Below are 12,580 nucleotides of genomic sequence, written 5' to 3' on the forward strand. Positions count from 1 at the left end.
AGTTAATATGGTTGTCATCTAATTTTGCGATGCGCCTCTGGTGGCTCACGCAAGCAAGGCCGGGGAAAGCCAGGCCTGCGGATCGGTACTTTGATGTTTAGCCGTCTGCAAGAGGAGCCCCGTTCCTAGAGAGTCGACAAAGAGCCCGATCTTGTTTGGCCGCCCCGTCTGTCGCGTGCCATAGGCGGGGAGTTCGAGCCCGCACTCGATATATTTTCGTACTGTCTTGGGATTTGCGTCCCGTTCGCCGGGCGATCGCGGTCAGGGACAGGGCCTGACGGTGTAGATCCAATATCGTCATCTCGAGTTCTCCAAGTTGGAACCCCAGCGCCGCTCCCGTCCCGCAAAGACCGGAACGACTAGGAGCCTGTCCAGATAGTCACTGGTCAACTATTGACGAGTCTGATTCAATCTTGGGCTATGAGCAAGTATTTTCGGCCCTGGAATATCGATCAGACGCTGCTTCTTCCAGCGAGCGTGCATGACTTCGTACCGTCAGGCCATGTCTCGCGGTTCATCGTTGAACTGGTGCGTGAGAGCTTTGATCTCAAGGAGATCACGGGCAGCTATGTGAGCGGGCTTGGGCAGCCGCCGTTCGACCCGCGGATGATGGTGTGGCGCTTCTGCTGCACGGTTATGCGAGCGGGCTGTATTCGTCGCGGCGGATCGCCAGGGCCTGCCGCGAACGGAATGATTTTGTGATGATCGTGGCGCTCGATCCGCCGGATTTCCGGACGATCAGCGACTTCCGCAAGCGGCATTTGAAGGCGCTCGAGGCGCTGTCGTGCAGGTTCTGAAGCTGTGTGAGACGGCAGGATTGGTCAAACTCGGCCATGTCGCGCTGGATGGCACGAAGATCAAGGCGAACGCGTCGAAACACAAGGCGATGAGTTATGAGCGCATGAAGAAGCGCGAGCTGGAATTGAAAGCCGAAGTCGCTCGCATGCTGGCGGCGGCCGAGGCCGCGGCTGCCGAGGAGGACGTGACTTTCGGCAAGGACAAGCGCGGCGACGAGATGCTGGATTGGGCCGGCGACAAGCAGAAGCGGCTGGCCAAGATCCAGCAGGCGATGGCGTCGCTGGAAGCCGAGGCCAAGCTGGCGGCGCAAGAAGAGCGCCGGATCGAGGCCGAAAAGAAGAGCAGCGCCAGGCCGCAGGCCGCAAGAAGCCTGGCAAACCGGCGGCGGCGCCAGCAGAGGAGCCCGATCCCAAGGCGCTACGCAACTTCACTGATCCGGAAAGCCGCACCATGAAGTCGAAGGATGGCTTCGTACAGGCCTATAATGCGCAGGCTGCCGTGGATGCCCATGGCCAGATCATTGTCGCGCACGACCTGACGCAGTGCGGCAGTGACCAGGGCCAGTTGGTGCCCCTGATCGAGGCCATCGAGAATAATCTCGGGGCCAAGCCAGCGCAGGCCTCAGCGGACTCCGGCTACTGCAGCGAAGCCAATCTCGAAGCGCTCGAAGCGCACGGCATCGACGGCTACGTCGCGCCCGGACGCGCCAAGCACCCGACCGCCGCGAGCGGAAAAGTCGGCGGGCCGCTGACCCAACGAATGCGAGAGAAGATCGACGACGGCGGCTTCGAAACGCCCTATCGATTGAGAAAGCAAGTGGTGGAACCAGTGTTCGGACAGATCAAACAGGCACGTGGCTTCCGCCAATTCCTATTGCGGGGCGTTGAAAAAGTGCGTGCCGAGTGGGCAATGATCTGCACCGCCCATAACCTCCTCAAGCTGTTCACCCTCGCAAAGCCCGCCTGAGCCGGCTATCGTGCAACAAGTGCCCGTAGCAATGACCTATCTGGACGGGCTCCTAGCAATGCCGACGAGCGGCCATCTAAAAACGCGATGGCACCGTCCGGGACATTATATTGGCTAATTGAAGACAGCTCGGCACATACTTGCAGAAGGGAAACGCTACCCGGCGCCAAGTCGCCTGAATACCCGCAATAGGCTGAACATGAGCAAAGCACCACATCTTACGTTCGATTCCAATACGTCCGGCGTAAGTAGGGGGCACCTTGTCGTCCCTGCAGGTACAGACCATGGCGAGCTTTCGCTTCCGATTTTCAGTCTCAATAGAGGGGAGGGACCGCGCGTCCTCATCACTGGCGGAAATCATGGCAACGAACTGGAAGGGCCACTCGTCTCGCGTCGGCTCATCGAGTGGCTGCCAGAAGCGCAAACCTGTGGAAGGATCATCGTCTTACCCGTGCTCAATCCGCTGGCCGTGGAAGCATGGAGTCGCAATACCCCGCTCGACGGGTTGAATCTCAATCGCGTGTTTCCGGGCTGCGCCGACGGATCAGTGACACAACGAATCGCGGATGCGGTTTCGCGCGTATTGTTGCCGATGGTCGACATTGTATTTGATCTACACAGCTTCGGACCAACATGGGAGCTTCCGCCAGCGGCGACGACGCATCCCGTAGCTGATCCTGATCTCATGGCCAGGACGGTAAAAATGGCGGAAGCGTTCAAATTGCCCGTGACATTGGTCTGGCAACACAACGATACGGCTGGCATGTTCGATATCGTGGCCCAAAACCAGGGCAAGGTATTTGTCTGCGCTGAATTCGGCGGCGGCACGGTCGGCGCGGACAATCTCGCGATCTACGAGGCTGGAGTACGCAACGCGCTTATCGCGCTCGGGCTGGTCGAAGGCAAAGCCGAGTATCCAACGTTCCGTAAACTGAAGTCCGGCCAAACACTCGAAACGCATCCCTCCGATTGGTTGAAATCTCCTGCGCCCGGCATCTTCGAACCGCGGTGCTCGGTGTTGGATGAAGTGAAGCAAGGAGATCTCATAGGCGTCCTACATCCGATGGATTCGCTGTCTGCTGACTCCCTTGACATCCTCGCGCCGGGGCCATCCATCGTCTTAGCCATAGTATCGGGCGCGCATGTCAACTCCAATGAAGGAGTAGCCTTCCTTGCGCGGCCGCTGAAGATCTGAGAATCAAGTGCAGATCAGCCAGCGCGGCTCGGAACGACCCTAGTCTCCTCGGAATGAATCAAGTGACTGGATTGCACATAAAAGACATCCTCCTTGCGCCTGGCAACGGCGCATTCTTCTATGATGATCAAGCGGCCATCAGGTCTGGTGCGAGCCAAGACGGCTTTATCTATATAGGCAAACCGATAACGCCTGGGTTCACGTCGATCCGCATTCCGGCATCTTCACTTAGTATTGGGCTTGTTCTTGCCGACGACACAGTTGTTTGGGGCGACATGATGAGCGTTCAGTACTCTGGTGCTGGCGGGCGCGATGCTTTGTTTGAAAGCGATCAAATCTCGGAGTTGACCTCGCGCGCCGTGGCGCCGCGGCTTCTCGATGTGGATGCGTCTCTTTACCTTGATGCCTGCGCGAAGGTTTTTGAGCCCGTCGGCCACAAGCGCTTACCTCTCGCAATTGAGTACGGGGTCAGCCAGGCGCTTCTACGCGCAGCCGCCCACCTTCAATGTACGACAATGGCAGAGGTTGTATGCAGTGAATTTAACCTGCCACTGCCTACGCGTAGGGTCCCGATCTACTGCCAGAGCGGCGATGCTCGCGAAATCAACGTGGACAAAATGATTCTGAAGGCTGTGGATGTGCTTCCGCACGGCCTGATCAACTCACGGCAGAAATTCGGCGTCGGCGGGCAGACTTTCATGGAGTTCGTGAAGTGGGTTGCTACGCGCACGCGCGAAATCGGCCGCCCGGGATATCATCCGGTGCTGCATTTCGATGTGTATGGCTGGATCGGTCAGGAAATCGGCCTGGGGCCGCAAAGCATCGCCGATTTTATCTGCAAGGTTGCAGATACCGTCCCGGATTTCTTGCTCAACATCGAGTCCCCGGCGGATTTTGGTTCGACACAAGCTCAAGTTGAGAACTACGCCAAAATCGTATCGATTCTGGATAGTCGGGGTTCCAGCGCACGTATCGTCGTGGATGAGAGATGCAATACGCTTGAGGATATTCGGCTCTTTTCCGAAGCGAAGGCCGCGCATCTGGTTCAAATCAAAACGCCAGACGTCGGCTCGATCGGCGATACGGCGCGCGCTGTTCTCCTCTGCAAGGCGAATAAGGTTGGGGCGTATGTCGGGGGGAGCTGTACTGAGACGGATCTCTCCGCCCAGGCTTCAGTCCACATTTCGGTAGCGACCCAGGCCGACATGATGCTCGCAAAGCCCGGAATGGGTGTAGACGAAGCGTTTTCGGTCGTTGGGAACGAACAGAACCGGTTGCTCGCGATTCTGAACCGTCGAGCAGCTAAAAATGTTTGTTGAAAAGGGCGGTGTGTCAGCAATGCAGAATAGCCTTGAGGGGATCACCGTCGTCGCGGTGGAGCAGGCTGTGGCCGCGCCTTATGCGTCATCTCGCCTTGCGGATGCCGGCGCCCGAGTGATCAAGATCGAACGGCCGGAAGGGGACTTTGCCCGAAGCTACGACAAGTTGGTTCGGGGGCAGAGCGCCTACTTCGTCTGGCTCAACCGGGGCAAGGAGTCGGTGTGTCTAGACCTGAAGTTGGAGACGGACCGCCAGGTTCTCGACACGCTCATTGCCGCTGCTGACGTCTTTATTCAAAATCTCAGGCCGGGCAGTATCGAAAAACTAGGTTTCGCGTCTGCTGATCTGCGTCGACGATATCCGCGGCTGATCACCTGCGACATCTCCGGTTTCGGAGAGAAAGGGCCCTATGCCCACTTGAAGGCTTATGATCTAATTGTCCAAGCTGAAACAGGTCTATGCGCGATCACGGGCAACCAAGAAGGGCCAGCGCGTGTAGGGGTTTCGGTTTGCGACATCTCAGCCGGCATGACGGCGCATAGTGCCATTCTTCAGGCGCTCTATCACCGAGAGATCACCGGCGAAGGGACGAGCATTCAGGTGTCACTGTTTGATGCCGTCGCCGACTGGATGAATGTTCCAGTTCTGCAAAACGACTATAGTGACTATCATACGGCACGGGCCGGCGTGAAACACCCGTCGCTAGCGCCCTATGGCGCCTATCGTTGTGCCGATGGCAAAGACGTCATCTTTTCGGTTCAAAATGACCGTGAATGGGTAAACTTCTGCGAGAAATTTCTGAAGCAGCCGGAGCTTACACGCGCACCTGGTTTAGCCGATAACATGGAGCGCCTCGGTCACCGTGCACAGCTTGATGAGGTCATCGAGAAGCGATTTTGTGAACTGTCGTGCCATGAAGCGATGCGGGAGCTCGAGGCGGCCGGCTTGGCATATGGCCGACTGAACGAAGTGAGAGATGTTTCAAACCATCCGCACATTCGCAGGGTTGAGGTCGGAACACCCGAAGGAACCGTCGAGGCGATAGCGCCGGCGGCGATTTTCAACTTCGAGCAACCCTCACTGCGCCCGGTTCCGGCTCTAGGCGCTCACACCGAAATTGTCCGCGAGGAAATCCTGGGGCGTTTGCGCGCGCAAGCCGCGTCTGCGTGAGCGAGCGTTGTCGAAAAGTTTGGTGCACTGGCGATTTACACGGACCGCGCATACTTCGGCTACCTAATCGCATAGGACACCCAGCAAGCCCACTGCCGCCACCGGCGAAAATCAACCGTAGAGTTCCTATGATCAAGAACATCGCTCTGGCCGTTGAAGGCGCGATCTTTATGCCACGCTGGAGATCCATGCTCTTCGTTCCCGCTCACGTTCCGCGCTTTGTGGAGACGGCTCATGAGCGCGGTGCAGATGGCATCATTCTCGATCTGGAGGATTCCGTTCCCCAGGATCAGAAGGGTGAGGCACGGCGGCAGCTTTCCGAAGCCGTGACAAAAGTGGCGCGCAAGGGTGCATCCGTTTTGGTTCGCGTCAATCGTGGTTTGCGTGCCTTAGCGGGCGATCTCGATGCAGCCGTGATCGCGGGCGTTGACGCACTTGTTCTTCCGAAGACGGATTCGGCAGAGTGGATATTAGAGATCGCGAATGCGGTTTCGGACCTTGAACGAGAAAGAAATCTTCCTCAGGGACGCATCCGGTTCCTTGCCCAGATCGAGACCCCAGGCGCGTTGCAAAGGCTGGCGGCCATTGCGTCGGCGCATCCCAGGATGGCTGCAATGGCGCTTGGCCCTGAAGACTTCAGTGCCGCTGTCGGCGGCGCGCCGGAATTTGACCTTCTCATGGCGCCGAACCTTTCCGTTCTTTTTGCCGCCCGCGCGGCCGGGTTGCTCCCGATGGGTTTCATCGGAAGCATCGGCGAGTTTTCGGACAGCAATAAGCTTCGTGAAACCGCGGAGCATGCGCGGCAGCTTGGCTTTGCCGGAGCCTTGGCGATCCATCCGACACAGGTGGCCATATTCAATGAGGCTTTCTCGCCAAGCGCAGAGGAAGTTGAGTGGGCCCGCGCTGTTGTTGCAGCGGAAAACGATGCCACCGCCCGCGGGCTATCTGCATTCTCGTTGAATGGTAGGATGGTTGATCCGCCGGTGGTGCGGCGAGCTCACGAGATTTTGACTCTCGCCGGTAGAACAGCACCTAGACTAGGCTAGCGGCCTGTTGAGTGGCTCGCAGCGGGGCTGTGAGCGTGATTCAGTGTTTCAGGGGAGAACGAGGCATGAGCGGCGGAGACGAACGGTCTAGCGGACTGTTCAGTTATGTTGATCTCGAGGCTCGGGTGCGGCGCGGTCATTCGTTGGGCCGCATTCGGGCGAGAGTGAACGAGGCACTGGCGGCGTTCGAGCGGGAAATGGCGGCGCTGTATTCAGCCATGCACAGTTCCGGCGCGATGGCGGCCGCCACAGCGAATTTGGTAGAGCAGTCGATGACCGCTCCTTGCGGGCGGCGGTCCACCTGTAGATGGTCGCCCTGCTGCGTTCAAAGCCGCGGTGCTTGATTTCGGTCCACCCAGGGCTTTTCTAGATTCCATGAGGATGGAGCGTGAGGGCGGCCGCCGGTCGTCGGGCTCACCGCCCGCAGTAAGCCAGCGTTCAACAGTTCTCACGTTGATGCCAATCCGGGGCCCGATCTGTCGAGGCAACAGACGGCCTCCCGCAACTAAAGGATTTCAGCATAGAGCCGACTGCGCTGGCTGCGCGTCGACCGGCGCAGGCAATCAAGTTTCGGGGACGGCTTGGCGTCGTTTCCGGCATCTCGAACGTATGGCCTTTCCGGCGGTGTTGACCGCCTTGCGATCGCGACCGAGGGCCAGGCGCAACGCTTCGCCCAAATTCTGGAGAAGATGCCAGCGGTCGGCGACCTGCGTTGCATTGGGCGCACCGTGACGGCGCCCTCGGCAATCGGGCGGGATGACCTCGATGCCTGGATGACCTTCCAGCCATGATGCGACCGCGCCGGCATTTCGATCCGCAACAGATTCATCAGCACGCGGTTGCGCTCCAGATCGCAGATGATCTCCGTAGCGATGCGCCTTGCACCGGGCTAATAGTCGATGCCGACCCCGCCAGCGCGGATCATCCGCAACATCCAGGCGCGAGCCCGGCTCGTCACCCTCCGCAAAGCCAATCGCCATCTGGCTTCCGCCGAGCCGAACCGTACGCCGGGCTTTCAGTTGAGCCGTCTTAGCATTCGGTGAGGATCCGTCGCGGGCATTGTGAATTAACGTATCGAAGCCGCGGTGCGTGAGCCGGATTTCGATAACCGCCCATGCCACGGCAGATTGGTCGATCGGCGCATGTAGTGACCGTGGACGCGGCGGGTTCGGCGGCCGCAACATGGACAGCATTAGTCCATCGCCTTCGGCCGGGTCACAAGCACCACCCTGTCGGCCCGCGGGAGAAGTTGGACAATCGAAAGCTCGGGTAAAATCAGCAAACGGAAGGCATGGAGCACGGCAAATCACGGCGTCGCAGCATTCACACATGATGACCTGCCAAGCTCAGGCTAAGCCTCGCGGGTGCCATATCGGACATCGAGGAAGCCCTTGGGTGTGCCGAAGGCCTTCTCGCCATCCGCGGAGCCTTTGAAGGTCAGATGCGTTTCCTCGACGAGATCGAGAAAGTCGTTATCCCAAACATCCATGTCAACGATGCGCCAGCGGCCGGCAAAGGCGCTGGCGAGGCCGGGAACCTTGGCCATCTTAACGGGCGGCGAAGAGCGTGTAGCGTTTAGTGGATAAAGGGACCATCATTCTGTTCTCGTTGCGACCGCGGCATTCGTAGCGCTCGAAAGCATTTTCACCAAGTCGTCTCGGGTCAACCAAACGAGCCAGTCGTCGTCGTTTATTCCGCGCGATGGCAATCGCGCGACTGCCCCATACTCTTTGTGCAGATAGCCGTTACGATCTGCTACACCTTTTTCGATGTTCCAAGCAGCAACGAGGGCATAAACGAAATCCGGTGACCATTTAGTCCAAGCGAGTCCAAACGCGATCCGACTAAGAAAGGGCGGAAGACCAATTCCGCGAAAATCCTCGCGAAGCCAGAGGTCGCCGCGATATGCTACTAGCCCGGTAATGCCTCTGGCGGACGGTGCGTAGCAGGTACACGATGAGCCAGGCCCTGCCAGGAGATCAGGGGCCGCGTAGTAATCTCCGAGCGTCTCAAGGTGATCATGAAGACTTTTAGTGCGGAGATTGTAGAGACGCATTGCTTGGACATGTGCTATTCTGTCTGCCCGGTCCCTGCCGATGACCCAGAACGCGTTTGCAGGTGAAAGGTCGGAACAACCTGGACGAAAATGTGGATAGGTCGGGGATTTTCCAGGAAGACGATCTGTGATCATGATATATTCATCAAAATCATCTCCCATAGTGAGGTAGAGGCCGAATTTTAAAATAGAGTCGTGCGTTGCACATATGAACTTAGAAGTTGTTAACGTATTTACGTTGTTAAGCATGCAGAGATCCGTGTGAATGGAAGAAATTGTACGACTCATGCTGACAATTTACTGAGCCAGCCTCGCTTTGCATCGCTCCTATAGTTCTTGTGCAAATCGGGCTTCCTCCGTGTCGGGCAGTTGATAACCGGCGAGGCGCCGGTCGCTACCTGGCGCCTCGCAAGAATGGGCATCAAAAATCGCGCCAATTAGGCAGGACGTGGGGAAGAAGGCATTTTTTTGTTTTTTCAGTTGCTTGGCATGACTCAAACTAAGAAATTTGCCAACAAACCTGTCGCAGACACGACAAAGCTGAATGTAGAATGCAGTCATCTAAAACTGTTATTGACGTCGCCGGGGCCACAACGGCAGGCGTCGTCCCGGCTATGGCAGAGCTGTTCGGCAAAATTGTCTAGTGACGCATCGAAATGGTTCGGACGCTGTCGAAACCGGCGTCGGGTAATAACGCCCGGAGGAGTGTGGACGACACCTGCTTACGGTCCACGCGGCAGCCGGTGCATAGGCGGCATGAACTCTTCACAGGCTTCGGTACGGAACGAGCGAACCCGGAGTGGGGTGGCAAGGGGAATCCACAAGTGGCGCACACCGCGGGGGAGAAATACCGGTACCCATGACAGGATGGAGCAGCCCGCATAGCGGTGAAGGGACTGTAATGGCTATGGAGCGAAGGGGCTGCGTTACCCGCTCCGATCTCAGGCGCCAACCGGCTCTGCCGGGAAGGAGCGCCATGAACTCGTGCAAACCGTTGCCGATCACCAAACACAAACACATGGCGGGGGTCGATGGTCAGAGCCTGAGCAACTTCGCAAGAGACCTTAAGAACAATCTCTATAAGCTGTAGAACCGCATGGCATCGGGGGGCTACTTCCCGCCGGCGGTGAGGCACGTGGAGATCCCCAAGGCCGGCGGGGGCGTCCGACTCGGGGCATACCGACGGTCGCGGACGCGTCGCGCAGATGGTGGTCAAGCAGCATCTGGAACCGGCGCTTGGTCAAGCGTTCGATCCGGATTCCTACGGCTATCGGCCGGGGAAATCCGCCCATTAGGCGGTAGAGCAGGCGCATGCGTTGCTGGGAGTATGACTGGGTTCTGGACCTCGACATCAAAGGCTTCTTGGAACCATTGTCATTATACCCCCTGGTTCATGAGGCCTGTTCGAAGAGGGTGGGAATGGTGTCTATGGTCTTGATAGATAGGCCTTTTCTCTGTCGACGGATGACATGAACGGCTTCCAGCTCGCCGCGCTTCACTCGCTGCAACAGATTTTGGCGATCTGATCGTCTCGTTCGGCATCTCCTGAACGTTGCATCGCTCAGATTTTAGCAATCGTCCTCGCTCCGGTCGCCTAGTTTCTCCTGAGTGCCGGCTTAAATCAAGGCCGCCTCCGGATTTCGGAATAATACCGCCATAGCCCGATTTTTTTGTAGACCTGAGTGAGCCGCTCGTGGCGGACTGTTGTCCGATGGTTCGTATGGAAGGAATATTATGTCGAGTCCGAGCCTGAGAGACCCTCTCGTGATCGAATCCGCAGAACTGCGGCTGATCGAGCTTCCGCTGCTTAACCCGTTCACCATTTCCTCCGGAACCGTGGTGAAGAGGGTGGCGCCCATCGTCGTGCTGCGGGGGAGCGGCTGCGAAGGCTATGCCGAAGGCGTAGCGGATGTGCTGCCCGATTATTTGCCCGAGACTATCGTCTCTTCGATGATGATGATGCGGGATGTGCTGCTGCCTGCGGTCGTAGGCAAGAGTCTTGCCAACCCGCAGGAAATCGAGCGGTTGTTCCGGCCGTGGCGCGATCACCAGATGGCGAAGGCTGCGGTCGAGATGGCCTTCTGGGATCTCTCGGCCAAGGTGCTGGGTCTGCCGCTCTGGCAGATGCTGGGCGGCACTCGCTCTCAGGTAGAGGTTGGTGTTTCGCTGGGGATCAAGGAGATCTCCCGGACACTTCAGGAAGTGGCCCACTATGTTCAGCAAGGCTATCGCCGGATCAAGCTGAAGGTGAGGGCTGGCCATGACCTGAAGCTTCTCGATGCCGTGCGCGCCGAGTTCCCCGATATCCATTTGACCGTGGATGCAAACAGCTGCTACACGCTGGCCGATCTGCCAGTTTTGCGAAACTTGGACGATTATGGGCTTGACTATATTGAGCAGCCGCTGGCCTGGGACGACCTGCATGACCACGTGCGCCTGCAATCGATACTGCGCACGTCGATTTGTCTGGATGAAAGTATCCGTACGCTGGCAGATTGCCGCAAGGCACTGCAGTCCGATGCCGGGCGGCTAATCAACATCAAGGTCGGCCGTCTGGGCGGCCATATGGTGGCCAAGCAGGTGCATGACCTCTGCCTCGCCTTTGATGTGCCAGTCTGGTGCGGCGGCATGATGGAAACCGGCATCGGCCGTGCCCACAACATCCATCTCTGCACGCTGGAACAGTTCTCGCGTCCGGGAGACACCTCGTCCTCGTCTCGCTATTTTGAGCGCGACGTCATTGTCGAGCGGCTGGAAACCTCCAATGGCTTGATGCCGATCCCGGCGAACGGTGCAGGGATCGGCGTGACGGTGGACTGGGATTTTCTGGACTCCGTTTCCTCATCAGTCGAGACGATCAAGGCATGAAGTTTCAGCATGAAGCGCGCGCCCCGCGGATGCTCAGTTCAACGTCGAGAAGCTTGCCTTGCAGAAGCTTGCGTCCAACAAGAAGGGCTCGGCTATCCTTGCAAGTCACCGATTGGCATGAACCGGGCGGGCGCTGGGTCTCCGTTTCAACACGATCATTCTGTGGGACAGCCACCTAACCCGAAGCCCTGCTCATTAAGGCATCTAGGCAGGGGGCGCCCGGAAAGATCGTGCCCGAGTCAAAATCGCCAGCGAGCCCAAGGCACTGGTCCGCTATTTCGAGGAACTGGAATTTCGCTGTCGGCCGCATTTGGCTCGGTCGTGTGCGCGAGTTGGCCGGCACAGATCCGGTTGTAATGCCGCTGGTCGAGCCGCTGCTAGCGATCTCGCCACAATGCGGGGAGAGTTCGTCCGCCTGACGAAGCAGGTTCTTGGTATCGTTCGCAAGGAAGAGGTCTGTCGGCGGCTGATGAGGGTTTCAAGTGTCCGGCCCGATCACCGCGCTCGCCTTCCGCGTCGCGATCGACCGGCCGGACCGCTTTCGCCGCTCGCGGGATGTCGCCGCGCAACTGGGACTGACCCCGGCGCGCTACCAGTCCCGGTGAGACCGATATCCAGGGCAAGTCAGCCGCTACAGGGGGCGAACTGGCCCGCAAAGCGCTTTACGAAGCAGCTCATGCGCCACTCGCGCGCTGCAAGAAATGGTCGAGCCTGCACGCGGGGCATGAACCTCGCCAAGCGGCGCGATATGGCGCGAGCCCGTGTCGCTGTTGCCCGGAAGCTCGCCGTCATCCTTTATCGCATGTGGAGCGACGCGACCAAGTTCCGCTTCGGCAAAGAACCCAGTCCGGTATCGGCATAAAATGGACAACTGACAAATGAAGAAGGAGTTTCGCCCATAAGGGTGATCCTGGATCGTTCCCGTGGGGACGATGGGCAAGGCGATCTCGTTAGCAGGCACGATCCTGGGGTGAACTTTCCCACGGTCGTTCAACAGATTTGAGACGCCTCGCTCTCCTGACCCAATCATGCGCGGCCCTGCGCCGACCGCGAAGAGAAGCGAGTGACCCGCGAGGCGACACCGGTCCAAAAAAGGCAACAGTAGCTTGACCTCAACAACCCAGAGAGGACTCTCAGGACCGTCTCGCTTGGCGAATCCGC

8 protein-coding genes and 5 pseudogenes are annotated in these 12,580 nt (G+C 58.3%); 8 read left to right on the forward strand and 5 right to left on the reverse strand.

Annotation, left to right across the window (positions count from 1 at the left end):
* Positions 1 to 171: 171 nt before the first annotated feature.
* Positions 172 to 301, reverse strand: a pseudogene (locus NKI69_RS06695) (IS21 family transposase); the annotation flags it as partial.
* 119 nt (positions 302 to 420) lie between these two features.
* Here NKI69_RS06695 and NKI69_RS06700 point away from each other — a divergent pair.
* The 6 genes and pseudogenes from NKI69_RS06700 to NKI69_RS06725 all read left to right on the forward strand — a co-directional run.
* A pseudogene (locus NKI69_RS06700) lies at positions 421 to 1,764 on the forward strand (IS1182 family transposase).
* Positions 1,765 to 1,963: 199 nt separating this feature from the next.
* On the forward strand, positions 1,964 to 2,959 hold the full coding sequence (locus tag NKI69_RS06705) for a succinylglutamate desuccinylase/aspartoacylase family protein (RefSeq protein ID WP_352720592.1): 996 nt from the start codon (positions 1,964 to 1,966) through the stop codon (positions 2,957 to 2,959).
* Positions 2,960 to 3,030: 71 nt separating this feature from the next.
* Positions 3,031 to 4,278, forward strand: a complete 1,248-nt coding sequence (locus NKI69_RS06710) for a methylaspartate ammonia-lyase (protein WP_352720743.1) — start codon at positions 3,031 to 3,033, stop codon at positions 4,276 to 4,278.
* A gap of 19 nt (positions 4,279 to 4,297) precedes the next feature.
* Complete coding sequence (locus NKI69_RS06715; protein WP_352720745.1) at positions 4,298 to 5,449, forward strand: CaiB/BaiF CoA transferase family protein; 1,152 nt, start codon at positions 4,298 to 4,300, stop codon at positions 5,447 to 5,449.
* Positions 5,450 to 5,577: 128 nt separating this feature from the next.
* On the forward strand, positions 5,578 to 6,495 hold the full coding sequence (locus NKI69_RS06720) for an HpcH/HpaI aldolase/citrate lyase family protein (protein WP_352720594.1): 918 nt from the start codon (positions 5,578 to 5,580) through the stop codon (positions 6,493 to 6,495).
* 65 nt (positions 6,496 to 6,560) lie between these two features.
* Positions 6,561 to 6,710: pseudogene (locus NKI69_RS06725) on the forward strand (IS5/IS1182 family transposase); the annotation flags it as partial.
* A 348-nt stretch (positions 6,711 to 7,058) separates the two neighbouring features.
* On the opposite strand, the gene NKI69_RS06730 reads toward NKI69_RS06725, so the two are convergent.
* From NKI69_RS06730 to NKI69_RS06745, 4 genes and pseudogenes are all read right to left on the reverse strand, one after another.
* Positions 7,059 to 7,688 carry a hypothetical protein gene (locus NKI69_RS06730; RefSeq protein WP_352720596.1) on the reverse strand — a complete coding sequence of 210 codons (630 nt, stop codon included), beginning with the start codon at positions 7,686 to 7,688 and terminating at the stop codon, positions 7,059 to 7,061.
* A 164-nt stretch (positions 7,689 to 7,852) separates the two neighbouring features.
* Positions 7,853 to 8,041, reverse strand: a pseudogene (locus NKI69_RS06735) (hypothetical protein); the annotation flags it as partial.
* A gap of 48 nt (positions 8,042 to 8,089) precedes the next feature.
* The gene (locus tag NKI69_RS06740; protein WP_352720598.1) at positions 8,090 to 8,800 is read right to left on the reverse strand and encodes a hypothetical protein; all 711 of its coding nucleotides are present in this window, start codon (positions 8,798 to 8,800) and stop codon (positions 8,090 to 8,092) included.
* A gap of 78 nt (positions 8,801 to 8,878) precedes the next feature.
* Positions 8,879 to 9,112, reverse strand: a complete 234-nt coding sequence (locus NKI69_RS06745; protein ID WP_352720600.1) for a hypothetical protein — start codon at positions 9,110 to 9,112, stop codon at positions 8,879 to 8,881.
* A gap of 1,203 nt (positions 9,113 to 10,315) precedes the next feature.
* Here NKI69_RS06745 and menC point away from each other — a divergent pair.
* Together menC and NKI69_RS06755 are read left to right on the forward strand one after the other, a co-directional pair.
* Positions 10,316 to 11,419, forward strand: a complete 1,104-nt coding sequence (gene menC / locus NKI69_RS06750; protein ID WP_352720602.1) for an o-succinylbenzoate synthase — start codon at positions 10,316 to 10,318, stop codon at positions 11,417 to 11,419.
* Positions 11,420 to 11,736: 317 nt separating this feature from the next.
* A pseudogene (locus NKI69_RS06755) lies at positions 11,737 to 12,281 on the forward strand (transposase); the annotation flags it as partial.
* Positions 12,282 to 12,580: the final 299 nt, after the last annotated feature.

The organism is Mesorhizobium sp. M0491 (assembly GCF_040321265.1).
In the GTDB taxonomy this organism is placed as follows: domain Bacteria; phylum Pseudomonadota; class Alphaproteobacteria; order Rhizobiales; family Rhizobiaceae; genus Mesorhizobium.